General features: G+C 69.3%; 13 protein-coding genes and 1 tRNA gene. 7 read left to right on the forward strand and 7 right to left on the reverse strand.

Annotated features, from left to right (window positions below; translation table 11 throughout):
- Positions 1-384: 384 nt before the first annotated feature.
- Positions 385-1,818 carry an amidase gene (locus ACFYWI_RS28660; RefSeq protein ID WP_389237976.1) on the reverse strand — a complete coding sequence of 478 codons (1,434 nt, stop codon included), beginning with the start codon at positions 1,816-1,818 and terminating at the stop codon, positions 385-387.
- Entirely contained in the window at positions 1,799-2,761 is a 963-nt protein-coding gene (locus ACFYWI_RS28665) for a D-2-hydroxyacid dehydrogenase (protein WP_389237978.1), read from the reverse strand. Before ACFYWI_RS28665 ends, ACFYWI_RS28660 begins: the two co-directional genes overlap by 20 nt.
- 129 nt (positions 2,762-2,890) lie before the next feature.
- On the opposite strand from ACFYWI_RS28665, the gene ACFYWI_RS28670 reads away from it, so the two are divergent.
- The 4 genes from ACFYWI_RS28670 (at position 2,891) to ACFYWI_RS28685 (ending at position 7,546) form a co-directional block, all read left to right on the forward strand.
- Complete coding sequence (locus tag ACFYWI_RS28670; protein ID WP_389237980.1) at positions 2,891-3,703, forward strand: decarboxylase; 813 nt, start codon at positions 2,891-2,893, stop codon at positions 3,701-3,703.
- Positions 3,700-4,452, forward strand: coding sequence for a decarboxylase (locus ACFYWI_RS28675; protein WP_389237982.1), 753 nt, complete (start codon positions 3,700-3,702; stop codon positions 4,450-4,452). The genes ACFYWI_RS28670 and ACFYWI_RS28675 overlap by 4 nt, the downstream gene beginning before the upstream one ends.
- An 88-nt stretch (positions 4,453-4,540) precedes the next feature.
- Positions 4,541-5,632: an LLM class flavin-dependent oxidoreductase gene (locus tag ACFYWI_RS28680; RefSeq protein ID WP_389237984.1), complete on the forward strand. Its 1,092-nt coding sequence runs from the start codon at positions 4,541-4,543 to the stop codon at positions 5,630-5,632.
- A gap of 210 nt (positions 5,633-5,842) precedes the next feature.
- The gene (locus tag ACFYWI_RS28685; protein ID WP_389237986.1) at positions 5,843-7,546 is read left to right on the forward strand and encodes a glycosyl hydrolase family 18 protein; all 1,704 of its coding nucleotides are present in this window, start codon (positions 5,843-5,845) and stop codon (positions 7,544-7,546) included.
- A 78-nt stretch (positions 7,547-7,624) separates the two neighbouring features.
- On the opposite strand, the gene ACFYWI_RS28690 is transcribed toward ACFYWI_RS28685, so the two are convergent.
- Entirely contained in the window at positions 7,625-9,457 is a 1,833-nt protein-coding gene (locus tag ACFYWI_RS28690; protein ID WP_389237988.1) for a putative bifunctional diguanylate cyclase/phosphodiesterase, read from the reverse strand.
- Positions 9,458-9,940: 483 nt separating this feature from the next.
- Here ACFYWI_RS28690 and ACFYWI_RS28695 point away from each other — a divergent pair, with 483 nt between their 5' ends.
- On the forward strand, positions 9,941-11,122 hold the full coding sequence (locus tag ACFYWI_RS28695) for a M6 family metalloprotease domain-containing protein (protein WP_389238178.1): 1,182 nt from the start codon (positions 9,941-9,943) through the stop codon (positions 11,120-11,122).
- Between the two features lie 53 nt (positions 11,123-11,175).
- Here the strand turns inward: ACFYWI_RS28695 and ACFYWI_RS28700 are convergent.
- The 4 genes from ACFYWI_RS28700 to ACFYWI_RS28715 all read right to left on the reverse strand — a co-directional run bounded on the left by ACFYWI_RS28700 (position 11,176) and on the right by ACFYWI_RS28715 (position 17,503).
- Positions 11,176-11,249: transfer RNA gene (locus tag ACFYWI_RS28700), tRNA-Lys, on the reverse strand.
- Positions 11,240-11,896, reverse strand: a complete 657-nt coding sequence (locus tag ACFYWI_RS28705; protein WP_389237991.1) for a bifunctional DNA primase/polymerase — start codon at positions 11,894-11,896, stop codon at positions 11,240-11,242. The genes ACFYWI_RS28700 and ACFYWI_RS28705 overlap by 10 nt, the downstream gene beginning before the upstream one ends.
- A gap of 135 nt (positions 11,897-12,031) precedes the next feature.
- Complete coding sequence (locus ACFYWI_RS28710; protein ID WP_389237993.1) at positions 12,032-12,373, reverse strand: hypothetical protein; 342 nt, start codon at positions 12,371-12,373, stop codon at positions 12,032-12,034.
- A gap of 177 nt (positions 12,374-12,550) precedes the next feature.
- Positions 12,551-17,503: an FG-GAP-like repeat-containing protein gene (locus ACFYWI_RS28715; protein ID WP_389237995.1), complete on the reverse strand. Its 4,953-nt coding sequence runs from the start codon at positions 17,501-17,503 to the stop codon at positions 12,551-12,553.
- Between the two features lie 334 nt (positions 17,504-17,837).
- Here ACFYWI_RS28715 and ACFYWI_RS28720 point away from each other — a divergent pair, with 334 nt between their 5' ends.
- Together ACFYWI_RS28720 and ACFYWI_RS28725 are read left to right on the forward strand one after the other, a co-directional pair.
- Positions 17,838-24,920: an RHS repeat-associated core domain-containing protein gene (locus ACFYWI_RS28720; protein WP_389237997.1), complete on the forward strand. Its 7,083-nt coding sequence runs from the start codon at positions 17,838-17,840 to the stop codon at positions 24,918-24,920.
- A gap of 28 nt (positions 24,921-24,948) precedes the next feature.
- Positions 24,949-25,323 carry a DUF5959 family protein gene (locus ACFYWI_RS28725; protein ID WP_389237999.1) on the forward strand — a complete coding sequence of 125 codons (375 nt, stop codon included), beginning with the start codon at positions 24,949-24,951 and terminating at the stop codon, positions 25,321-25,323.
- Positions 25,324-25,584: the final 261 nt, after the last annotated feature.

Genomic DNA, 25,584 nt, shown 5'->3' on the forward strand with positions numbered 1-25,584 from the left:
GCCCTCCCAAGAGCATTTCCCGGCGGTGGAGGGGCGGGAGTCAAGGGTGAAGCGAAGCGAAATCGCCAACGGCGACGCGAGGGAGGAACGACCGAACGCCCTTGACGCCCGACCCGCAGCCGCCACCATCAAGACCAGGAGGGCGGCCCCACGTTCACCACGCCAACCCCGCCAAACCCGGGACCGGCCCACACCACACCCACCAACCCGGCCAAACCCCAGACCGGCCCCACACCACACCCCCGGACCCGGCCAAACCCGGGACCGGGCCTGGGGGCCCCACACCACACCCCCGGACCCGGCCAAACCCGGGATCGGGCCTGGGGGCGGCCCCGCGCTGTTCCCGTGGGCGTGGTCACCCCCGAGATCGGGCCGGAGATGGCCCTACGCCGAACCCGCGGACTCGGCCACCCCCGGCCCCGGACCCGGCCCGGGGATCGTCGCCGCGCCCGACTCGTACAGCGCGTGCGCCGCCCGCAGCACCAGCGCGTCCGCGTGCCGTGGGCCGATCAGCTGGATGCCGATCGGCAGGCCCTCCTCGTCCACCCCGCACGGGAGAGTCGCCGCCGGCTGCTGGGTCAGGTTGAAGGGATAGGTGAACGGCGTCCAGCCCGTCCAGCGTCGGTGTCCCGAGCCCGCCGGTACCTCCGCGCCCGCCTCGAAGGCGGTGATCGGCAGCGTCGGGGTGACCAGCAGGTCGTACGACGTGTGGAACCGGCCGAGCCGCCGGCCCAGGTCCATCCGGGCGTCCACCGCCGCCAGATACTCCAGCGCGCTGTGCCGCTCCCCGGCCCGGCAGATCTCGCGCAGCCCGGGATCCAGCAGCTCCCGCTGCTGCGGGCCCAGATGCTGCACCAGCCGTGCCGCGCCGCTGAACCACAGGGTGTGGAAGGCCTCCACGGGATCGGTCAGGTCGGGGTCGGACTCCTCGACGTACGCGCCCAGCCCCGCCAGCGCGCCCACTGCCCGCCGTACCGCCTCGGCGACCGCCGGGCGCACCGCCACCTGGCCGCCGAAGGACGGCGAGTAGCCGATCCGCAGCCCCTTCACGCCCTCCTCCAGCCCGTCGCGCACGCTGCGGGCCGGTCCCAGATGCGACCAGTCCCGCCAGTCCTCGCCGCTCATCACATCCATCACCAGCGCCGCGTCCGCCGCGTCCCGCGTCAGAGGGCCGACATGGGCGAGCGTCCCGAAGGGGCTGGACGGGTACATCGGGACCCGTCCGTACGTCGGCTTCAGTCCGAAGACCCCGCAGAAGGAGGCGGGGATACGCACCGAGCCGCCGCCGTCCGTACCGATCGACAGCGCCCCCGCTCCCAGCGCCACGGCCGCCGCGCTGCCACCGCTGGACCCGCCCGCCGTGCGCGACGGGTCGTAGGGGTTGCGGGTCACCCCGTGCAGCGGTGAGTCGGTGACGCCCTTCCACCCGAACTCGGGCGTCGTCGTGCGGCCGACGAACACCGCCCCGTGCGCACGCAGCCGGGCCACGGACGGCGCGTCCTCGTTCCAGGCCCCGTCCGCGCTGACCGTCCTCGAGCCGCGCAGCGTCGGCGTTCCGCGCTGCAGCAGCAGGTCCTTCACCGTCACCGGCACCCCGTCCAGCAGCCCGAGAGTCTCGCGGCGGTGCCACCGGCGCGCCGACGCCTCCGCCTCGGCCAGCGCCGCCTCGGCGTCGACCCGGACGAAGGCGTTGACCAGGGGCTGCACCACCTCGACCCGGTCCAGCGCCGCGCGCGTGGCGTCGACGGGGGAGAAGTCCCCCTGTGCGTAGCCGTCCAGCAGTTGACGTGCGGTGAGATCAGTCAGCGGACTCGTCATGCATGGGGACGTACCCACGTTTCTTGTCGACCACGTTCGGGAGCTGCTTTCCGGCCACCCACAGTTCGTACAGCTCGACGAACTGCTCGCCGAGCCGGTCGCGCCATCCGACCGTGTCGCCGCTCATGTGCGGCGAGACGATCAGGCCCGGTACGTCCCACAGCGGGCTGTCGGGGGGGAGCGGCTCCCGGTCGAACACATCGAGCGCCGCACCGGCCAGCCACCGGTTCTTCAGCGCCGAGACCAGGTCGTCCTCGACGACCAGCGGGCCGCGCCCCACGTTGATGAAGCGGGCCGACGGTTGGAGCAGACCGAAACGCCGCGCGTCGAACATGCCGCGGGTGTCCTCGGTGAGCGGCGCCGCGCACACCACCCAGTCGGCGCGGGCGAGCAGCCGGTCGAGGTCGGCCGCCGCATGGATGCCGGGACGCGCGGTACGGCCCACCACTGCGGTCCGCACGCCCAGCGCCCCCAGCGTGCTGGCCACGGCGCGGCCGATCGGGCCCGCGCCGACCACGGTTGCCCGGGTCCCGGCCATGGGCAGCCCCTCGCGGTGCCGCCAGCGCCGTTGTCGCTGCAGCTCCAGGGTGCCCGGCAGGTCCTTCGCCATGGCGAGCACGAGGGTGGCGACGTACTCGGCGATCGGTTCGTCGAAGATGCCGCGGGCGTTGGTCACCACGGTGTCGGAGTCGACCAGCTCGGGGCAGAGCAGCCGGTCCACACCCGCGCTCGGGGTATGCACCCAGCGCGGCCGAGGCCCTTCGCCGGGCCAGGCGAGCCGGACCGCGTCGGAGGTGAAATTCCACATCAACAGGGCGTCCGCGTAAGGGAGTCGGTCGGCGAGTGTGTCCTCGTCGGCGTACTCGATGCGGGCCTGTCCGGTCAGCCGGCCCAGCCGCGGCATGGGGTCCGCGGCCAGCACGAGAAGGGTGGGTTCGGACATCAGGCACAAGCCGTTTCGTAGGGGGCACCTCCCGTGCCCGGAAGGGCCACGAGGAGTCTGACATGTACGGATTGACCCACGCTCGCACCCGCACCTACCGTCGTCAACAAGACGCCAAGGGGGCCTGCGATGGATGTCTCCTTTCTCGGCGGACCACAGCCGCAGCATGGTGTCGGTGTGGTCGCCCCGTTCGACTTCGCGCTGGACCGGGAGCTGTGGCGCTGGGTGCCCGACGAGGTGTCGTTGCGCCTGACCCGTACGCCCTACGTCCCGGTCGGGGTCTCCCTCGATCTCGCCCGGATGGTCAGTGAGCACGAGACGCTCCGCGAGGCGGTACGCGCGCTGAGCGTGTCCGAACCCGAGGTTGTCGCCTACGCCTGCACATCGGGGAGTTTTGTGGGCGGCCTCGCCGGGGAACGCGCGATGTGCGAGGTGATGAGCACGGAAGGGGAGGTGCCCTCGCTGACCACCTCCGGCGCTCTGCTCGACGCACTCGACGAGCTGGGAGCCGGCCGTATCGCCCTGGTCACCCCCTACACCGAGTCGGTCACCCGGGCGCTGGAGGACTATCTGGGAGAAGCTGGGGTGACGGTCACGGGCCGGGCCTTCCTCGGGCTGACCCGGCACATCTGGAAGGTGCCGTACCGGTCGGTGGTGGACATGGCGCGGCAGGCGGTGGTGGGGGCGGCGGACGCGCTGTTCATCAGCTGCACCAATCTGCCGACGTACGACGTGATCCCGCAGCTGGAGGCCGAACTGAGGATGCCGGTGCTGTCCGCGAACCAGGTGACGATGTGGGCCGCGCTGCGGGCCGTCGGAGTGCACGCGGTCGGCCCGTACCAGGCACTCCTGCTGCGGCCCGATCCCACTCCCGCGTCCGAGGTGCCGCCGGTCCCCGGCGATCTCCCGTCGCAGCCCGAAGAACAGGAAGGATGGACATGACGTCGGTCGGACTCCTCTACCCGGGACATTCCGCAGAGGACGACTACCCCCGGATCGAGGTGCTGCTCGACAGCGACATCCGGCTGCCGGTCTTCCACACCGATATGGGCGAGGACGCCCACCGCGTGGACGCGCTGCTGGAGATGGGATCGGCGGCGCGGCTGGAGGCCGGGGTCGCGGAGCTGCGGCTGGCCGGTGCGGAGTCGGTGATGTGGGCCTGCACCAGCGGCAGTTTCGTGCGCGGCTGGGACGGTGCGCACGAGCAGACCCGTCAGCTGGCGCGGGCGGCGGGGCTGCCGGCATCGAGCACCTCCTTCGCCTTCGCGCATGCGGTACAGGCGCTGGGGGCCGGGCGGGTCGCGATTGCCGCCACGTACCCCGAGGACATCACCGCGTCGTTCGCCGATTTCCTGCGCGCGGCCGGGATCGAGGTGAGCGCGACGCGGGCGAGTGGGATCGTCACCGCGGCCGAGGTGAGCACCTGGGAGCGTGAGCAGGTGCTGGAGCTGGCACGCGCGGGCGATCATCCGGACGCGGAGGCGGTGCTGCTGCCGGACACCGCGCTGCACACCGTGGCCCATCTGGAGGAGCTGGAGGAGGCACTGGGCAAGCCGGTGCTGACCGCGAACCAGGTGACGGTGTGGGAGGGGCTGCGGCTGGCGGACCGCCATGCGTGGGCGCAGGGTCTGGGCACGCTGTTCGCCCGCCCGGAGGACCGGGTGCAATCCGGCCCCGAGGACTGGCAGTAGCACGCTCCCGGAGGGCCGGGAATAAGCGGAGAGGGCCTCCTGTTGTCCGTCGAGGAACTACGACGACCCACACAGGAGGGCCCCAGCAGTGGACGCAGTCGACTCGACGGACGAGATCCGAGGCACGGCGGCCGGTACCGCCCCCGTACCCCTGTCCGTACTCGACCTGGTCACCGTCGGCAGCGGACGCACCGCGACCCAGGCCCTGCGCACCAGCGTGGACATCGCCCGGCTCGCCGAGGCCCGCGGCTTCCACCGCCACTGGGTCGCCGAGCACCACTCCATGCCGGGCGTCGCCTCGTCGTCCCCGGCCGTGATCCTGGCCCATCTCGCCGCCCACACCGAGCGCATCCGCCTCGGCTCGGGCGGGGTGATGCTGCCCAACCACGCCCCGCTCGTCATCGCCGAGCAGTTCGGCACCCTGGAGGCGCTCGCCCCGGGCCGTGTCGACCTCGGCCTCGGCCGCGCACCGGGCACGGACGGCGCCACGGCCGCCGCGCTGCGCCGCACGGACAGGCTGAACGAAGGGGCCGACGACTTCCCGCAGCAGCTCGCCGAGCTGACCCGGTTCCTGGACGACGACTTCCCCGACGGCCATCCGTACGCCCGGATCCACGCAGTCCCGGGGCCGGTCCAGGGCCCCTCGCACCGCCCGCCGCTCTGGCTGCTCGGCTCGTCCGGCTTCAGTGCCCGGCTGGCCGGAGTGCTGGGCCTGCCCTTCGCCTTCGCCCATCACTTCTCGGCGCAGAACACCCTTCCGGCGCTCGACCTCTACCGGGAGAGCTTCCGGCCCTCGGCGCTGCTGGATGCCCCGTACGCGCTGATCGGGGTCTCCGCCCTCGCCACGGAGGAGGAGAAGGAGGCCCGTCGCCAGGCGCTGACCGGGGCGTTGTCGATGCTGCGGCTGCGCACCGGCCGGCCGGGGCTGATCCCGACGCCCGAGGAGGCGCAGGCGTACCGATTCAGCGCGATGGAGCAGGAGTTCGTCGACAGCTGGCTGTCGAACATCGTGCACGGCACCCCGGAGGCGGTCCGCACGGGTCTGGACGACCTCCAAAAGCGCACCGGTGCCGACGAGTTGATGATCACGTCCCATGCGCACGGCGGTGACGTCCGGCTGCGCAGCTACGAACTGATCGCCGACGCCTACGAATTGCCGGGTGGAGTGGTTCATTCATGAACCGCCTGCCCGTGACTCCTTAAAGAGGACTTAAACCGCTCGTCACCGATGGTGGCGGGCGGTTGCTCGTTGGGGATGCACGCCTCTGACAGGCGGTTTCTTGTTCAAATTGGTCTAGTCCTTATTTGGTGCAGACCATTGACGCGGTGCTCGGGCGAGGGCTATCACTTCTCCCAACTCCCGTACCGCGCACCCCCTCGGAGGCAGCTCGTGCACGTCCGTAGACCCCTGCTCGCCGCGCTCACCAGCGTGGCGCTCGCCGCCGGAGCGCTGGCGGCCGTCGCCGGGCTCGGCTCCGCCGAGGCCGTCGACGCCGCCCCGGCCGCCGCTTCCACCGGCGGCGTGAAGATCGCGTACTACGACCAGTGGAGCGTGTACGGCAACGCCTTCTACCCCAAGCACCTGGACACCCGGGGCATCGCGGGCAAGCTCGACATCCTCAACTATTCCTTCGGCAACATCCACCCCACCGACCTCACCTGCTTCGAGGCGAACAAGGCCGCGGGCGACGACGCCAACCCCAACGCCGGTGATGGCGCGGGCGATTCGTACGCCGACTACCAGAAGTCCTTCTCGGCGGCGGACAGCGTGGACGGCGTCGCCGACACCTGGAACCAGCCGATCGTCGGCATCATGAACCAGTTCAAGGAGCTGAAGGCGAAGCACCCCAAGCTGAAGATCAATATCTCGCTGGGCGGCTGGACCTACTCCAAGTACTTCCACGACGCGGCGAAGACGGATGCGAGCCGGAAGAAGTTCGTGGCCTCCTGCGTCAAGCAGTACATCCAGGGCGATCTTCCGGTCGACGGGGGCTACGGCGGCCCCGGCACCGCCGCCGGCATCTTCGACGGCATCGACATCGACTGGGAGTACCCGGGCTCGTCCGGCGGCCACCTCGGCAACCACTACGGCCCCGAGGACAAGGCCAACTTCACCCTGCTGCTGGCCGAGTTCCGCAAGCAGCTTGACGAGTACGGCGCGGCGCACGGCGGCAAGAAGTACCTGCTGACCGCGGCGCTCCCGGCCGGCCAGGACAAGATCAAGTACATCGAGACCGACAAGATCGGCGCGTACCTCGACTACGCGAACATCATGACCTACGACATGCACGGTGCCTGGGACGGCGACGGACCCGCGTACCACCAGTCGCCGCTGTACTCCCCGGCCTCCGACCCGACGGACCCGATCGCGCCCGGCACCGAGAAGTACAGCATCGACAACGCGATCGACTCCTGGATCGACGGCAAGCCCGCCTACGGCATCGCCGGCGGCTTCCCGGCGAACAAGCTCACCCTCGGATACGAGTTCTACTACCGCGGATGGAAGGGCGTCCCGGCCGGTACCAGGAACGGCCTCGGCGGCAGCGCCACCGGCGCGTCCGGCGCCCGGCCGGTGAGCCAGCAGGCGGGCATCGCCCACTACAAGGAGCTCGGGGGCATCGTCGACAACGCGGCCACCACCTTCTGGGACGACGAGGCGAAGGCGTCGTACTTCTACAAGGACGGCGAGTTCTTCACCGGCCTCGACAAGCGGGCGATCCAGGCCCGTGCCGACTACGCCCACCAGCGGGGCCTCGCCGGAGCGATGATGTACTCGCTGCTCGGCCTGGACGCGGGCACCACGCTGTTCAACGACATCGTGACCGCGGTCGGGTCCTCCCCGACGGGACCGACCCCGTCGCCCTCCAGCCCGAGCCCGACGCCGTCCGCGTCCCCCTCCAGCCCGGCGCCGTCCGCGTCGCCCTCCACGCCGTCCGGCTGCTCGGCTCCGGCCTGGTCCGCGACGCCCGCCTACGTCGGCGGCAACCAGGTCTCGCACAAGGGACACCTGTGGAAGGCCAAGTGGTGGACCCAGGGCGAGGAGCCGGGCACCACGGGCGAGTGGGGTGTCTGGCAGGACCTCGGTGCCTGCTGACCCTCTGATTCCCCCCACGGTCCGCCGCCCCCGTCCGGAGTCCCTGCCGGCGGGGGCGGTCGGCATACCGGGCCGTGGTTACTGCGAGGTCGTGGCGTGCACCGGCCGCGGGCCCGCGCCGAGCATCTCGGCGATGCGCTCGGGGGACACCGCCCGTGAGTACAGCCAGCCCTGACCGGTGTCGCAGCCGATCCGGCGCAGCCGCGACGCCTGGCCCGAGGTCTCCACGCACTCCGCGGTGACGGTGAGGCCGAGGCGGTGCGCGAGATCCACCATCGCCTCGACGATCGTCTCGTCGGCCGGGTTGGCATGGGCCTCGTCCTGGAAGCCACGGACAAACGTTCCGTCGAGCTTCAGTACGGATACCGGGAGCCGGCTCAGATACGCCAGGTTCGAGTACCCGGTCCCGAAATCGTCGATCGCGATGTGCACGCCCATGTCGCTGAGCGCCTGCAGGGCCTGCAGCGGCCGGCCCGCCGAGCCCATCACCGCCGACTCGGTGAGCTCCAGCTGCAGCAGATGCGGCGGCAGACCGGTCTCGGCCAGGATCCCCGCGACATCCGCGACCAGGTCGGAGTCCCACACCTGCCGTACTGCGACATTGACGCTGACGAACAGCGGCGGCACGCCCGGATGGTCCAGCTGCCACTGCCGGGCCTGGCGGCACGCCGTACGCAGCACCCACCGCCCCAGCTGCACGATCGAGCCGTCGTCCTCGGCGATCCCGACGAACCGATTCGGCGCCAGCGTGCCGAACTGCGGATGGTTCCAGCGCACCAGTGCCTCGACACCCCGCGTCACGCCGTCCGCCAGCCCCACCAGCGGCTGGTACTGCAGCTCGAACTCCCCGCGCTCCACGGCGGGTCGGAGCGTGGAGGAGAGCGCCTGCCGTGTCATGCGGTGCGCGTTGCGTTCCGGGTCGAAGAGGGTCCAGCGCGCCTTGCCGTCCTCCTTCGCCCAGTACAGCGTGGTGTCCGCGGCCTGCATCAGCCCCGTCGCGCTGGTCCCTGCCACCGCGCGTTCCACCACCCCGATCGACGCCGAGACCGAAAGCCGCTGCCCCGCCAGGTCGAACGGCTCCTGGAGCGCGGCCAGTACGGACCGGGCGAGATCGGCGAGCTGCTCGGTGCCGGTGGAGTCCTCGACCAGGATCGCGAACTCGTCGCCGCCGAGCCGGGCGACCAGATGGCCTCCGCCGCGCGTCCGGTTGCCGCCGGCTGCGCAGTCGGCGAGCCGCGCCGCCACCGCGGCCAGCAGCCGGTCGCCGACCCGGTGTCCGAGGGTGTCGTTGACCGCCTTGAACCCGTCGAGATCCAGGTAGCACAGCCCGATCCGCCCCGTGGAGCCGTGCGCGCACGCCGACGACTCCAGTGCGGACGACAGCCGTTCGAAGAACAGCGTGCGGTTGGGCAGCCGGGTGACCGGGTCGTGCATCTGCAGATGCCGTAGCCGCGCCTGCAGTTGACGCCGGTCGTTGATGTCCGTGACGGCCAGCAGCACACTGCCGCCCTCGGGTACGGGGGTGACGCTGACCTCGGCCCACAGGGACCGCCCGTCGGGGTGCTTGAGGCGGCGGGTGCAGCGGAAGCGGGAGCGGCGCCCGTGCAGCACCTCGCGGTACGCATGCCAGGTCCGGGCATCGGAAGCGAGGTCGATCAGATCGGCCGCGTACTGCTCCTGCAGTTCGGCCCGGTCCGTGCCGAGCAGCAGGGCGAGGGCGTCGTTGGCGCTCACGACGACGCCTTCGCGGTCCACGACGGCCATCGCCAGCTGGGCCGCGTTGAACGCGGCCCGGTAGTCGCAGAGTTCGGTGGAGTTCCGGCCCACGTCGTAACGCTCCGTAATCAACGGTCGGACCCTTCGGGGGACTGCGACGCCCGAGGGCCGTGGTCCTTCGGAGGTTCCGCTCACCGCTCACTCCCGCAGTGCAGTTGTGTCGTACAGAGTCGTACGCATGTGGTCGGGGTAGGGCCGGCCCGGTCGGCCGGCGATGAAATCCGGGAAGAACTTGGGGAAAGTGTGCCGATCATAGAGGCTGCCGCGGCGGCCCTTCCAGCTTCACCGCCGTGGGACAGGCCACTCAGGGGTCACTCATGGGCGACGACCGATCGTTTCTGCCCATGTGTGTGCCGGGGTCGATTCCACCCTGTCCGAATGTGACGTTCCGTGAGCCATTGGAGTGTCGGTGGATATCGGCTCGGTGTCGGGGTGGTGTCGGGCCGGTCACCCGGGTGGGGCATCGCAGCAGGGCGTACCACCAGAAAACGGCACAGGGTGGATGTGGTGTCCCCCATTCCCCAGCCGGAGGTCCACGTGGAGGGTCAGCAGTCGCCCGAGGGAACACCCGGGAGAGTGGAACGCGTGCGCAGTGCCGCGGCCGCGCTCACCTCTCTCATGGCGTTCGCCGCCACCTCCCTCGTCGCGGGCCCCGCGGTGGCCGACACCACGGCCGGACCCTGCGCACTGCCCCGTACATCCGCCCACCACTCCCTCGGCCTGGACAGCTGGAACACCTCCTACCCCCGCCCGCACCGCACCCTCGACGCGGTCATGATCTTCCTGTCGTTCCCGGACTCCGTACCGCTGAACGCACCCGACGTGCTCGCCGCCGACCATTTCCCCGCCACCAGCGACTTCTTCGCGCAGGCCTCGTACGGCAGGTTCAAGCTGCGCGCGCATCCGCTGAAGGAGTGGCTCCTGATGCCCGAGTCATCGACCTCGTACGGGATACAGCGCGACTGGACGCCCGAACGGCGCAGCACCTATCTGCGGGACGCCATCGCCGCGGCCGACGGGCAGGTCGACTTCTCCGCCTACGACGTCGTCTATCTGGTCGCCGATCCGGACGCGCCCGGTGTCGACTCCGACGCCACCAAGGTCGTCAACTTCGACCGGCCGATCGAGGCCGACGGCACCGAGATCAAGCGGGTCGTCACCGTCTTCGAACGCCATCCGCCGGACCGGCACGTGCTCGCCCACGAGACCGGTCACGTCTTCGACCTGCCGGACCTCTACCACCGGCCGACGGACGGCAACGGCGACTGGGACACCCATGTGGGTGACTGGGATGTGATGGGCAGCCAGTTCGGTCTCGCCCCCGACCTGTTCGGCTGGCACAAGTGGAAGCTCGGCTGGCTCGGCGGCCAGGAGGTGCGGTGCATCAGCGGCGGGGACCCCAGCGGGGAACTGGTCACCCTGGAGCCGCTCGCCGCGGCGCCCGTGCGCGGCGGAAGTGTCGGCACGCGGCTGGCCGTCGTCAGGACCGGCGAGAACACCGCACTCGCCATCGAGGCGCGCGGCTCCGCCGGCAACGACGGCCAGACCTGCACGGAGGGTGTCCTGCTCTACCGGGTCCAGGCCGAGACCGCGTCGGGCAGCGGCCCCGTCGAGGTGGTGGACACCCATCCGGAGACCGAGGCGTGCTGGGACGAGTCGGTCTACCCGCCGCTCGCGGACGCGCCGCTGCGGGAGGGCGAGGCCTTCACGATGCCGGGACCGCCGGGCGGGCGGACCCGGGTGGAGGTGGCGGGCCGTACGCCTGCGGGTGCGTGGACGGTCAAGGTCACGACGGCGTAGCTGCCGCGGGTACGAAAAGGCCCCTCGCTCGCGCGAGGGGCCTTTTCCGTCTGTGCGCCGCCAGGGACTCGAACCCCGGACCCGCTGATTAAGAGTCAGCTGCTCTAACCAACTGAGCTAGCGGCGCCTGCTGACGTCGTAGACCTTAGCATCCGGATCGGCGGGAGGAAAAATCGATATACGGACACCGCCGGAGGAGCTTGTACGGGCGGCCCGCACGCACGCCCACAGCAGGACATCGGGCCCGGGCAGCCACGGGTGCCGGGTGTCGGGGGCCACCAGCCAGCGCGGCCCCAAGGCGGCGCCTGCCCCGTCACCGGGGGTCAGGGGCGGGATCGTGACCGCGTCCCCGGTGCCGTGGCACAGCAGCGGTGGCACGGCGTCCCCCCATTCCTCCCAGTCGAGAAGGGATGGCAGACGCTGTGCGGTCCCGGGCGCGGCGAACAGCATCATCCGGCCCCGGTGTGTCGCGACGGGCCCCGATCCCGGACCCTCTGTCCACAGCTGGTCGAGCATCCGGCGGCCGAAGATGGCGGGCGCGTTCACGACATCGAAGGCGGTGCCGCAGGGGAGCACCACGGGGGAGGTGGGGGCCGCCTCCCACAGGGCGAGCGCCGAGCGCGGATACACCTCCGAGGAGGCGAGCCACCCGGCGCCGGGGGCGGTGACCTGGGCCGCGTGATTGCGGCTCTCCTCACGCAGCTGGGCGAAGATGTCCGTCCGACGCTCGGTCCCGGCGGTCAGCAGGGTTCCGTCTCGCAGCCATGCGCTCATGTCGTCCAGATTTACCGGGAGTGACGATCTGGTTTCCCAGAGTTGGCCGAAACGGGGACAGGTCCGGGCGGGAGGAGTATCTTGCGCCCCTGCATATGCCAAGAGGGTGTTCGGCCGGCGCGGCGGGCCGCTGAGCTACGAGGGTGTGGCGCCCCGCAGCAGGTCGCGACCGAACTCGATCATTTTCTTGGCGTAGTCCTCGGTCCAGCCCGCCTGCTCGCCGATGGCCCCCGGGGTCAGCCGGTCGAAGCGGCGGGGGTCGGCCAGCTGGGCCGCCGCGACCGCCTGGAACTCGATCGCCCGGTCCGTCGCCGCGCGGAACGCCAGCGTCAGCTCCGTGGCCCTGGAGAGCAGCTCCCGGGGGTCCTCCATGGACTCCAGGTCGAAGAAGTGCTCGGGGTCGGCGGCAGCCTCCGACGGCTCGAAGAGCAGCGGGGCCGGCCGCAGCTTGCGCTCGGTCCGCTCGGGTTCCGCCATGTCCGTTCTCCTCCTCGCACCAGGGCCCGCGCTCCGGGGCCGCCATCCATTGTCCCGCGCACCGCAAGAGGGCCTGACAGGTGCCGGGTGCGCCGGGGAACGACACAGCCGCCGGGCACGGGGAAGTGCCCGGCGGCTGTCATGGCGGACCGGCCTGGGACCGTTACGCGGAACGGGTCACCAGGTGCCGGGTTCCGCGTGCCAGGACCGCTGCGGGTTCTCGAACCCGCCGTCCGCACGGCCCGGGAAGGTGAAGGCCCGGGTGGCGCCGGTCGCGTAGTTGTACATGACCAGGACATCCGCCCGGCCGTCGCCGTCCGCGTCGCCGGAGACGGGAGTGCCCGAGTTGCTCGCGTACCAGTTGCCGGGCTGGGACTTCCAGCTCGTAACCGGGGCCCCGAAACCGCCGTCCGTCTTCCCGAGGAAGGTGTTCATCGAGGTCACGCCGTCGTCGTAGCGGTACATCACGGCCGCGTCGGCGCGCTTGTCGCCGTTGTAGTCGCCGCTGGCGAGCTCGATCCGGTCCCGTTCCCAGGCGCCGGGCGCCGCGTTCCACGACTTGACCGGCTTGTCGAGCGTGCCGTCGGCCTTGGCGGGGAACGTCCACAGGGCCGCCCCGCCGTCGCTGTAGCCGTAGAACGCGATCAGATCGTCGCGGCCGTCGCCGTTGGAGTCGCCCATCGTGTACCGGGCATTGGCCGCCCACCAGTTGCCGTCGCCGGAGTTCCAGCCGCGGACGGGGTTGTCGAAGCCGCCGTCGGCCCTGGCGAGGAACTTGTGGGTGCCGCTCTGGCCGTCGGAATAGTCGTAGACGGCAGTCAGGTCGTCCTTCTTGTCGCCGTCGAGATCACCGGCCAGGATCGTCACGACCCGGTCCATGTACCAGCTGCCCTTCGGCATCTGGGCGCTCTTGACGGTCTTCGGACCGCCGTCCTTCTGGGTGAGGAAGGACCATACGGCGACCGTTCCGTCCTCGTAGCCGTAGAAGGCGGCGATGTCCGCGAGTCCGTCCCCGTTGAAGTCGCCCGAGGTCCACTTGGCCCGGCCGGCGTCGAAACCGCCCCGCGAGCTGGTCCACACCTCCTTCGGCGGGCCGAACCCGCCGTCGGTGTCCGCGGTGAGGAAGTGGATGCCGGTCGAGGCGTTCCCGTAGTTGTAGACGGTGATCATGTCGCTGCGGCCGTCGCCGTTGACGTCACCGGCGAGGTCGGTGCGCAGGTGGGCCGTCCGGTCGTCGGGCTTGTGCTCGACCGTGGCGCCGCTGGTGCGGTTCCAGCGGATGTAGCCGTTCTGGAAGTCGGACCGGATACCGCCGGTGACCTCGTACTCGTCGGAGACCGGGAAGCCCAGAGCACTGTTCTCGTACTTGAGCGACGCCCACTTGTCGAAGATGCCGCCACGCACGTGCCAGGCACCGGTGGCGCTGCTCCACCAGATCGCGGAGCTGTTCTCGGTCTCGTTGCGGAACCGGAACCCCTGCCAGCGGCCCGGCTTCGGGTTGGTGGCCCGCTCGTCCATGGTCGGGTAGCCGAGGACGGCCGGACCGCCGAGCGCACGGTACTTCGCGTAGATACCGCCGATCATGGCGAACGATCCGGTTTCGCGGGAGTAGTAGATGGCTCCCGCCCGACCACCCTTGCTGAAGGTCTGGAACCAGCCCACACCGTCACTGGTGTGCCTCTCGTCCGAGGTCGGGTAGCCGACAGTGCCGCCTTCGCGACCGATCGCCGTCCACTTGAGCCAGAGCGAGCCGGTGACCGACCAGGCACCGGTGTCCGGGCTCCAGTAGATCGACCGGTTGTCGGCCGACGAGCCCGGCGCGCGGAAGTGCGTGTAGCGGCCGGTCCTGTCGGCGGCGGTCACGACGTCGGTGCTGGGGTAGCCCCACTTGGCGGGTCCGCCGAGTGCCTTGTACTTGGCCAGGATCGGCCCGCAGAGGCTGCGCTTGCCGGTGTCCTTGGACTCGAAGGTCTCGCAGGTGCCCCACGGGGTGCCACCGGTGACGAGAGGGCGGGCCGCGCCGAAGGCGGAACCGTCCGTGAGCGCCCGGCCCGGGATCTCCACGGAGCTGCCCGTGGCGTCACGGGCCCAGAGGTCCGCGAAGCCGTCGTTCTCGAAGTCGCCGTTGGTGGACAGGTGGGGGTAGGCCGTTGCGGTGAAGCCGGAACCGATGGAGGTCGTGCGGACCGCGGCATCGGCGTACACGGCCAGGTCGGCGGCGGTGATGTCACCTTCGACCGGGTTCTTCCGGCTGGTGTACTGATGGATCTTCCCGGACCTGGTGTCCCGGGCCCAGAGCTCGGGCAGGCCGTCCTTGTTGAGGTCGCCCGGGGCGAGCAGCGTCATGTCCTGCCAGTCGGCGTTGCCCAGGGAGACGGGTGCGACCTCGTCGAGCAGCGTGCTGACCTGGGGGCCCAGGTACAGCCACAGCTCCCCGCCCGACTTGACCAGCAGGTCGGGCGTGTCGTTGTCGTCGACCTTGCCGTCGCTGTTGTCGTCGCTGAGGCTGCCGATGGAGAGCACCTGGTCGGCGTCGCGCCAGTGGTTGTCCTCGTCGGAGGTGACGTTCAGCTCCCAGCGCTCGGTGTCGGCGCCGCCGAGCTCGCCGTCACCGCGGTTGGCGTAGACCCAGAGCTCCTTGAGCATGGGGTCTTCCTGGCCGGGGCGCAGGGCCACGAGGTCCTCGTAGTAGTCCTCGTTCCAGCTGCCGCGGTGGGTGAGGACGCTGTTCGGGAAGGACGCCTCGTCGGCCTGCCGTCCCACGCCGAACTTTCCGTTGGCCTGGCCCGGGTGGATCCACAGGGCGTTGCTGCCCGGGTCGACGGTCCACAGGTCGACGGTGGTGTCGCCGTTGAGGTCACCGGGCCTGTCACGCTCCGGCGCCCGGGTCGGGTAGAAGAGGTAGGTCCTGAGGTCCGAGCGGTTTCCCGCGGCGTCGAGACTGCGGACGTACATGAACTGGGGGCCTGCGTGCAGCGGCTTGAAGGTCACCGGTTCCTTCGCGGGACCACCGGGCTTGGTGGCGTCCACGAACTGTTCCTTGGTGTTCGAGTCGGTCCACCACACATAGCGGGTGACGTCGGTGACTCCGCCCGCGGTGAAGGTGAACTTGCCGTCCGTACGAGCCGGGTTGCCGTCCTTCTCGGGCGGGAACTCCTCCGAGGCGACGCCCGGCAGCTTCGACGGCCGCGTCTTGTCGATGGTGAAGGAGCATTTGCCGCCCCAGGGGCTGCTGCCCGACCCGTCGTGGACTCTGACGTCCCACCAGTAGGTGCCGGTGCTGAGAGTCTTGGCGTCGATGCGCAGACTGGCGACCGTGCCGCGGCTGAAGTCACGCCTGGCCTTCACCGGCGTCGTGTCACCGGCCGGGGCGTAATTGAACTCCACCGAGAGGTTCTTGTCCTCGGCATCGTTGATCTTTGCACGCAGAGTGACGTAGTCCGTGGTGCCGAAGGTGCCGCCCGTGCAGGGGACGGACGGGTCGGTGGACCGGTCCCTGGGCTTGTCCGGAAGCGTGTTCAGGTAGGTGGAGACCCGCAGGGAGCTGGGGTCGAACTTCCGCCAGGAGGTGTCGACCGCGCTGCTCTTGGACGTCAGCACAAAGGCCCAGGAACCCCATTTGTCCTTGGCTGCCTTGCTGATCGCGGACGTCACGTCGAACTCGACGAGACCGGCGCTGTCGGCGGGGCAGTTGCGGCCGCCGAAGGACTCACCCGAGGAGTCGACGACACCTCCCCAACTGGGCTGCTTGTTCCACGTGATGTTGTTGGGAAGGGATTTGCCGATGTCGCGGACGAGCAGCTCACCCGACTTGCACGACCATGAACCGGCGTGGGTCTGCTTGATGCGCAGAGTCGATTTGATGATCTGCTTGCCCCACACATTGCCCGTGGCAACACGGAAATAGGTGTGGGCGCGGACCGTTCCACCGCGCTGGGTGTCGGTGGCCACGCCGACCCGGGCGAAATCGGAGATCGTTCCGCCGTTCCAGTAGACCGTGTCGTCGGAACTGGGGTACGCGCTGTGCTTGTACGCGATCGACCAGGCGTTCTTCCAGGCGTCCTTGGCCCACATCGGGTCGATGACGACGGGGTAGACGGTGTCCGCGCCGGTCAGCAGCTTCCTGTCCGGACGCAGTGTGAGCGTCCGGTTCGTCAGCCCGACGCCGATGGCGGCCTGGCGGGACCCCTCGGTCGCGCCGCCGAGCGTCTCGGGGAGCGGACGGGGGTCGGCCTCCTTGGCGGCGGTGGAGAGCACCGACCGCGCCGACCGGGCCTTCGGGGACGTGGCGGCCTTCGGCGTCTTCGCGGTTTTCGCGGCGCCGGCGACGGGACGCACGTCCTCGGACCCGGCCGAGTCCCACATCCGCGGCTGCGGAGCCGAGAAGACGGCTGCGCCGGTGGGGTCGAGGGCCTGCAGTTCGCCGCTCGCACCTGTCTTGACGTCAAGTCCCTTGCGCTCGAGGCCGAAGGTGATGTTCTCGAGCGCGGGGTTCTTCGCGGCCTCGGCGGTCTTCACCACGAGTGCGTGGGAGAAGGAGTCCACGTCGGCCTTGGCGGTCAGATCGACGCCGGGCAGCACGTTCGTGTACGTGGCCGTGTCGCCGGAGACCGTCGGCTCGGGGAGCTTGTCCGGCCAGGACAGGGACAGCTCCCGGCCGTCCTTGACCATCGTGGCGAAGGCCCCGTCGCCGCCGCCCGAGAACGAGACGGACATTCCGGTTGCCTTGGGCGCCACCCGGCCGTCGTCCCGCACGGAAAGATGCGGATCGACGGGTACCAGGTTTCCGTTCTGCCGTACCCGGACCGGAATGAGGGCCCGGTCCACGGTGAATGTTCCGTCCGGATTGGCGAACACCTCGTCGGTTTCGGTCCGCCGGGACACTATTTCGACGCGCTTTCCGGTTTCCGCGGCCTTCTTCGCCGCGCGGTCGCTTTCCGCGCGCTGCTTTTCCGCGAGGCTCGCGGAGGAATCGGAGCGGTCCGCGGATCCGGTCCGATCCGCAGCCGTGGCATCAACGGTTGAAAGGGTCACCATTCCCGCGGAGAGGGCCATCAGCAGGGCAGCTGATATCGCCTTCCTCGCGGTCCCCCCGGGGCCGTTGACGGCCCCTCTCGGTGTGCTGCTCATGTGGTTTTGTTCCCGCCCGTTTCTCTTCGTGCAGTGGTCAATAGGCGCAGGGCGGCGCACGAACATTTCGGAGCGAAGTATTCCGCTTTTCCCCCGACTCGCGCCCGGTTGCTCAGTGTGACGAATGGCGAGCGCGCACCCCCGCCGTGCTTTCTAGCAGGCTCGACCGGGCGAACGCGACCCGGTCCGGAAACGGGAGACTGCCTCGGGGGGAGGTCGTACCCGGTGGTAGCTTTCGCCACGACTGTTTTAGAATTACGGGGGATGGAGTGGGGAAATCTCTATGCCAAAACGGGGTGGGCACTCCTATGTCCACAGAAGAATACGTACGGCAATGCGCTGGTCACTGCCCGCGCTCGCCACATCTCTGCTGCTGACCGGACTTCCGGCGACGACGCCGGACGCGCAGGCGGCAGGCGGCTCCCTGCCCGATCTGCAGAAACTCGTGAATGTGCCGGGCAAACCGGCGAAGGGCGGCAAGGCCGGGGCCGGCTCGAAGAACGGGATTCCGAAGCGGACCTGGAACGGAAACCCGTCGGTGGCGTGGCCGAAGGCCGGCGCCGCGGAGGTCACGGTCCCGGCAAAGGCCGACGGCTCGCGGGTGAAGGCCGGTTCGCTGCCGGTCCGGCTGTCCGCGCCGGGTCACGGGCCGAAGGGCCGTACGGCGCAGAGCCGGAACGCGGCGGGCCCCGAGCCCCGGCAGGTCACCGCCGAGGTCGAGCTGACGGACCGCCGTACCGCCGAGAAGGCCGGCATCGACGGCGTACTGCTGAAGGTGCAGCGCACCGACAAGGCGTCCGGATCCGCCCCGGTCTCGGTGGAGCTGGACTACAAGAGCTTCCGCAATGCCTATGGCGGCAACTGGGGTTCGCGCCTGACGTTCGTGGCCATGCCCGCATGCGCGCTGACGACACCGCAGAAGGCCGAGTGCCTCACGCGCACGCCGGTCGTCACGGCCAACGACCCGGCCAAGGGCACACTGACGGCAACGGTGCAGGCCGCTGCTGCCGGCGCCGGCGCGGTGACCAAGGCGGGCGCACCGGCGGCACGTGCGGCGGCCGCCGCGCCGCGCGCGATGGCCCTGGCCGCGACCGCGGCTCCGTCCGGCCCGACCGGTGACTACCGCGCCACCTCGCTGAGCCCGTCCGGCTCCTGGCAGGGCGGTGGCTCCTCGGGCGACTTCTCCTGGCAGTACCCGATGGAGATCCCCTCGTCGCTGGGCGGACCCGGCCCGAACCTGGGCCTGAGCTACTCCTCGTCCAGCGTCGACGGCCGGTCCTCGGCCAGTTCGCAGCAGTCCTCCTGGGCCGGCGACGGGTGGGACCTCGGCGCCAACTTCGTCGAGCGGACCTACGTCCCCTGCTCGAACGACCGCAAGGAGAACTCGGGCTACAACAACCCCAAGCACCCCACCGGTGACCTGTGCCAGGGCCCGCCGGTGGTGACGCTGTCGCTGAACGGCTCGTCCACACAGCTGGTCCTCGACGACGACAAGAAGGTATGGCGCCCCGCCAACGAGGACGGCTCGCGCGTCGAGCTGCTCAAGGGCGCGGTCAACGGCGACACGGAGAAGGAGTACTGGCGCGTCACCAACACGGCAGGCGTCCAGTACTACTTCGGCAGGGACCGGCTGCCCGGCTGGACGGCCGGCAAGGCGGAGACCAACTCCACCCTCTCCGTGCCGGTGTACGGCAACCACGCGAACGAGCCGTGTCACAAGGCCGCCTACGCCGACTCCGTCTGCGACCAGGTCTACCGCTGGAACCTCGACCACGTCGTGGACACGCGCGGCAACGCGATGACGTACTGGTACGAGAAGGAGCGCAACCACTACGGCTCCAACGTCACCCGCGAGGGCAAGTCCACCAACCGCGGCTACGACCGCGGCGGCTGGCTGAAGCGCATCTCCTACGGCCTGCGCGACGACGACCTGTTCGCCGCCGCCCCGGCCCAGATCGTCTTCGACGTCGCCGAGCGCTGCCTGAAGACCTCCGCGTTCGACTGCGCCGAGGGCAAGCTCACCGCCGAGGCCAAGTGGGAGGTCACCCGCAACTGGCCCGACGTCCCGGCCGATCAGCTGTGCGCGGCGGGCAAGGACTGCAAGGACCGTTACGCGCCGACGTTCTTCACGCGTAAGCGCCTCACCGCCGTCACCACGCAGATCCTCAAGGCGGGCAAGCACGAGCCGGTCGACACATGGACGCTGAACCAGGACTTCAAGTCCACGGGTGACGGCGGCGTGGCGGGCGAGTACCCGCTCTGGCTCAACTCGATCCAGCACACCGGAAAGAACGGCACCCCGATCTCGCTGCCGCCGGTCGTCTTCGAGGGCAAGCAGCTGCCCAACCGGGTCGACAACAACGAGGACGGCAACCCGCCGTTCCTCCGTTGGCGCGTGGAGACGATCCAGACGGAGACCGGCGCGAAGATCGCGGTCAAGTACGCGCCGACCGAGTGCTCCACCGAGGCGCCGAAGAAGCTGCCCGCCTCGCCGGAGACGAACACCCTGCGGTGCTACCCCGTCATCAGCGAGGTCCCCGACCCCACCGACGAGACGGGCATCAGGAAGAAGTACTCGACCGACTGGTTCCACAAGCACCGCGTCGACCAGGTCCGCGAGGAGGACAAGAACGGCACCTCGCCGACCAAGGAGACCAACTTCCAGTACATCGGCGCGCCGGCCTGGGCCTACGACGACGACAGCGAACTGGTCAGCGAGAAGGCGCGCACCTGGTCGCAGTGGCGCGGCTACGAGAAGGTCCGCACCCTGGTCGGCGTCGCACCCGACAAGCGCTCGCAGGTGGAGAACCTCTACTTCCGGGGCATGGACGGCGACAAGAAGTCCGCCAAGCCCGGCGAAAAGCGCTCGGTGCAGATCGAGGACAGCGAGGGCGGCAAGGTCGCCGACCACCGCCTGTTCGCAGGGCAGGTCCGCGAATCGCTGTACTACGACGGTGAGGGCGGCCCGCTCCAGTCCGCCACCGTGTACACGCCCTGGTCGGACGGCCCGACCGCCACGCGCAAGCGGACGGACGGCGCCGAGCCGCTCCAGGCCTGGCGCGGAGGCACCTCGAAGGTCGCCTCCCGTACGGTCCTGTCGGACGGCCGCGGCCAGCGCCGCACCGCCGTGGAGCACGCATACGACAGCCGTGGACGGTTGTCGCACACCACGGACCGCGGGGACCTGGCCAAGCCGGACGACGACACATGCGTGCGCTACGAGTACGCCGACAACGAGGACAAGTGGATCTTCTCCGCCCAGAAGCGGGTGGAGACGCTGACGAAGGCCTGTGACGCCAAGGACATCGCGCGACCGGCGGATGTCGGCAGCGACAAGGTGATGCACTACGACGCCGTCGGCAATGTGGCGAAGGTCGAGTCGCTGTCCGGATACAAGGACGGCAAGCCCGTCTACACCCTGGACGCGTCCCAGAAGTTCGACGCCTACGGCCGCCCGACATCGTCGACCGACGTCTACGGCAATGTCACCGGCACCGAGTACTTCCCGGCGTCCGGCTCGCTCGTCACCAAGACGGTCACCACCAACGCTCTGGGCCACACGGACACCATCGAACTGGACCCCGCCCGCGGCCTCGCCCTTGCCAAGGAGGACGCGAACAAGCGGCGCAACGTCATGGAGTACGACGCGCTCGGCCGCCTCGTGAAGACCTGGTCGCCGGACCGCAACCCGGCGACGCAGATTCCCGACGCGGAGTTCAGCTACACGGTGAGCCCTGACGGCCCGGTCGTCATCACCACGAAGAAGCTGCTGGAGAACGGCGGTTACCGCACCGGCTACGACATCTACGACGGCGCGCTGCGCCTGCGGCAGACCCAGCATCGGGCTCTCGACGGCGGCCGCGTCATCACCGACACCTTCTACGACAGCCGCGGGCTGATCTGGAAGGAGAACGGCGCCCACTTCAACGACAAGGACCCGTCCTCCGCCCTGTGGATCTCGGACGACAACAAGGTCCCCGCCTCCACGAGGATGCAGTACGACGGTCAGGGCCGTCCTGTCGCCTCGATCGCCCGCAAGTTCGGCGAGGAGACCTGGCGTACGACGACCACGTACGGCGGTGACTGGGTGGCGGTCGACCCGCCGAAGGGTGACACCCCGACCAAGTCGCTGGTCGACGCGCAGGGCCGCAAGACCCAGCTCCAGCAGTTCAAGGGCGACGGTCCGACCGGCGCCTTCGACAAGATCGACTACAGCTACGAACGCCGCGGCATGCTGGAGGCGGTCACCGACCAGGCCGGCAACACATGGTCGTACAAGTACGACCTGCGAGGGCGTCCGTACGAGGTGACGGACCCGGACAAGGGCACGACGAAGACCACGTACGACAAGGGCGACCGGGTCCTGACGACCACGGACGGCCGCGATCCGGCGAAGACGATCGCCTACGAGTACGACAAGCTCGGCCGGGGCATCGCCACATACGAGGGCTCACTCGACGGCAAGAAGCTCACCGAGCAGGTCTTCGACAGACTGCCGGGGGCTCTCGGGCTCCCGGTCTCCTCGACCCGCTTCGTGGACGGCCACGCGTACACACAGGCGGTCACGGGCTACGACCCCGAGTACCGCCCCCTCGGCACCAAGATCGTGATTCCGGCCTCCGAGGGCAAGCTCGCGGGCGAGTACGAGTACACCAACACGTACACAAAGACGGTCGGTCTGCCGCAGACGGTGACGCATCCCGAGGTGGGCGGCCTGGCCCGCGAGCGGGTCACCGTCGGCTACAACGGCCTCGACCAGATCAGCACGATGGCGGTCGCGGGCAAGGCGTTCGTGGCCAAGACGGAGTACTCGCCGCTCGGCGACATGCTCCGCACCCGCGTCGGGCCGGCCGGCAAGCAGCTCATCACGAGCCGCGAGTTCGACGAGCAGACCCGACGGTCGACCCGGACCGTCCACGACCAGGAGGTCGGGGAGACCGGCACGGCCAGGATCAGCGATGTCCGCACCAGCTACGACCAGGTCGGCAACATCCTGAAGATCACGGACGCGAAGGGTCCGAACCCGACCGCGGCCACGACCGACACGCAGTGCTTCGCCTACGACTACCTGCGTCGTATGACGGACGCGTGGACGGCCACCGACGAATGCGCCGCCAAGCCGGGCGGTACGGGACCCGGTTCCACGCCGAAGGTCGGCGGCCCGGACCCGTACTGGTCGTCGTACACCTTCGACGCGGTCGGCAACCGCAAGACGGAGGTCAAGCACGACACGGCCGGTGACACGTCGAAGGACGTCACCCGCACATACGAGTACGCCAAGGACAAGTCCACCACCAGCCGGCTGTCGACGGTCCGCACCAAGGGACCCGAGGGCGAGCGGGAGGACACCTTCGGCTACGACGACGTCGGCAACACCACCAGGCGCACGGTCGAGGGCAACACCCAGGACCTCGAGTGGGACGTCGAGGGCCACTTGGCCAAGGTGACCGAAGGGACCGGCGACAAGGCCAGGACCACCGCATACGTCTACGACGCGGGCGGCAACCGGCTGATCCGACGTGACCAGTCCGGCACCACGCTGTACCTGCCCGGTACGGAGGTGCAGCTCGACAAGGCCGGCAACGTCTCCAAGGGGACGCGCTACTTCCAGCACCCCGCGGGCCCGTCCATGGTCCGCACGGCGCAGGCCGGCAAGATCTCCACGTCCTACCTGCTGGCCGACCACAACGGCACGGCGACCACGTCCGTCGACTCCGCCACCCAGGCGGTCACACGGCGCTCGTTCACACCGTTCGGCGAGGCCCGCGGGGCCAAGCCGTCGATGTGGCCGGGCGAGAAGGGCTTCGTCGGCGGGACCATGGACGAGTCCACCGGACTCACCCATCTCGGCGCGCGAGAGTACGACCCGGCGCTCGGACGGTTCATCTCGGTCGACCCGATGATGGACATGGCCGAGTCGCAGACGATGAACCCGTACGCGTACGCCAACAACAGCCCCGTCACCTTCAACGACCCGTCCGGCATGTTCTGGGGCATTCCCCAGTTCATCGACTGGGCGATCAAGCAGTACAAGAAGGCGATGGCGTCGCTCTCCGGTGGCACCCCGCCGGCCCCGTCCAAGCCGACGCCCAGCGTCAGCAAGAAGGACGTCGAGCGCGCCAAGTGGCTGAAGCAGCAGAGCAAGATGGACATGGTCATGCACGTGGCCAAGGAGGCGGTGAAGGAGGCCAGCGGCTACAACGACGTCGTCGACTGCCTCAACGGTGCCGTCGGCACGTGCGCGATGCTGGCCCTCGAAGCTGCGGTGCCCTTCGCGGGCAAGGCCAAGAGGCTGCTGAAGGCCCTGGAGAAGGCCTGGAGCGCGTACCGGAAGTGGGAGGACGAGGTCAAGTGGGCCACCGGCATCGTCCGCCGGATGGACGCCGACGCGGCGGCCATGGCCAAGTACACGGAGGACATGGCCGACTGGAAGAAACAGGCGGACGCGGCCAAGGCGGCCAAGAAAGCCAAGGCCGACGAAGTCGAAGCGGCGGCGGCCAAGAAGGCCGACAGCGGCGGTGACGGCGGCGGAGGCGGTGACAGCGGCGCAGGCGAATCCTGTCGGGTCAACAGCTTCACGCCCGAGACCAAGGTCCTGATGGCCGAGGGCAAGACCAAGGCCATCAAGGACATCGAGCCGGGTGACAAGGTCGTCGCGACGGACCCGAAGACCGGCGAGACGGCGGTCAAGGACGTTGCCGCCACGATCATCGGCAAGGGTTCCAAGAAGCTCGTCGAGGTCACCATCGACACCGATGGCGACAAGGGCGAGGCGACGGCGAAGGTCACGGCGACCGACGGACACCCGTTCTGGGTCCCGGAACTGCGCGAGTGGATCAAGGCGACGGACCTGAAGTCCGGCGACTGGCTGCGTACCGGTGCCGGTACGAAGGTCCAGATCACCGCGGTCAAGCGCTGGACCCAGCAGGCGACGGTCCGCAACCTGACGGTCACCGACATTCACACGTACTACGTGGTGGTGGGGGCCGCGCCGGTCCTGGTCCACAACTGCGGTGACAGAGACTATGGCGAGGTACTACCCGATGAGCGGCGAACCGGAGTGACGGCCATCGTTACACGGGCGGATCTCGGTAAGGGAACCAAGGCCGGTCGGCGGATCATCCCACCGGGCTTCGTGAAGAACTCCACCGGTCACACGAGGGGGCATCTCCTTCCGCAGTCGTTGGGTGGTGACGGAAAGGTCGCTGCGAATATCGTTGCCACCAAATCGAAAGTGGACAACGGGGCCATGGCTACATTTGGTGACTCGATCGCTGCGCACGTGGCGAAGGGAAATACCGTGCTCTTCCAAGCAACACCGCGCTACTTGCCAGGATCGAATGTTCCGTTCAGGGTGGACATAAGCGCCTTCGACGACAACGGCTGGTCCACCGCGGCTCAATTCCTCGTCGGCTGATGGTGAGAAGATGTTTCCGTATGAGCTCGTGAGGCTGACCGACCACGAGAACGAAGTCTCGATCACCGTTCTCTCGCCTATGGATTCTTCCTTCTGGGAGGCGGAGATCGAAGTAACGAGCATGTTCGTCAAGGGAAGCACATTGCTTGTCCTGTCCCGCTCGAAGCTCGAATCTTGGGCGCAGGCACTGGATGCGTTGTATCAGGGCCAGGACGTCATCTGGATGCAGACAGACCGTGGCCCTACCATCAGCATCCAACTCGAAGGAGAGCGAGATTGCCCGGAGGTCGTCGTGGAAGACGAGTCGATCTCCATGGTGACCGTCCGCATCCCGATCGCCCTTGAAGAGGGATGGATCGCCGACCAGCAATCGCGCCTCCATCGATTCATCGAGCAGGGGTGAAAGATCCCTGGCACAGCCTGTGTCGTCGACGGCGATACGGGCGAGAGTCGAGCCCCGCAGGCTGACTGGTTGGTCTGAAATCGAAGTGAGGCGGCAGTAACACTTCGCGGCTTCTCTTCAATTTCTTGTGAGGGCCGCACCCGATTTTCTTCGGGTGCGGCCCTTGCGCCGTCGGGCGGCAACAGTGACGGCAATGTCAGCGCTCGATGCAGCACGCCTGGTTCGTCGGGGACTGAGGCCGTCCAGGAGGCAGCGGAGAGG

The organism is Streptomyces sp. NPDC002889 (genome assembly GCF_042888425.1).
Classification (GTDB): Bacteria; Actinomycetota; Actinomycetes; order Streptomycetales; family Streptomycetaceae; genus Streptomyces.

Coding starts and splice junctions, on each gene's coding strand:
- ACFYWI_RS28660 (WP_389237976.1), bottom strand. CDS start 1,818: ATGACGAGTCCGCTGACTGATCTCACCGCACGTCAACTGCTGGACGGC.
- ACFYWI_RS28665 (WP_389237978.1), bottom strand. CDS start 2,761: ATGTCCGAACCCACCCTTCTCGTGCTGGCCGCGGACCCCATGCCGCGG.
- ACFYWI_RS28670 (WP_389237980.1), top strand. CDS start 2,891: ATGGATGTCTCCTTTCTCGGCGGACCACAGCCGCAGCATGGTGTCGGT.
- ACFYWI_RS28675 (WP_389237982.1), top strand. CDS start 3,700: ATGACGTCGGTCGGACTCCTCTACCCGGGACATTCCGCAGAGGACGAC.
- ACFYWI_RS28695 (WP_389238178.1), top strand. CDS start 9,941: ATGGCGTTCGCCGCCACCTCCCTCGTCGCGGGCCCCGCGGTGGCCGAC.
- ACFYWI_RS28705 (WP_389237991.1), bottom strand. CDS start 11,896: ATGAGCGCATGGCTGCGAGACGGAACCCTGCTGACCGCCGGGACCGAG.
- ACFYWI_RS28710 (WP_389237993.1), bottom strand. CDS start 12,373: ATGGCGGAACCCGAGCGGACCGAGCGCAAGCTGCGGCCGGCCCCGCTG.
- ACFYWI_RS28715 (WP_389237995.1), bottom strand. CDS start 17,503: ATGAGCAGCACACCGAGAGGGGCCGTCAACGGCCCCGGGGGGACCGCG.
- ACFYWI_RS28720 (WP_389237997.1), top strand. CDS start 17,838: ATGCGCTGGTCACTGCCCGCGCTCGCCACATCTCTGCTGCTGACCGGA.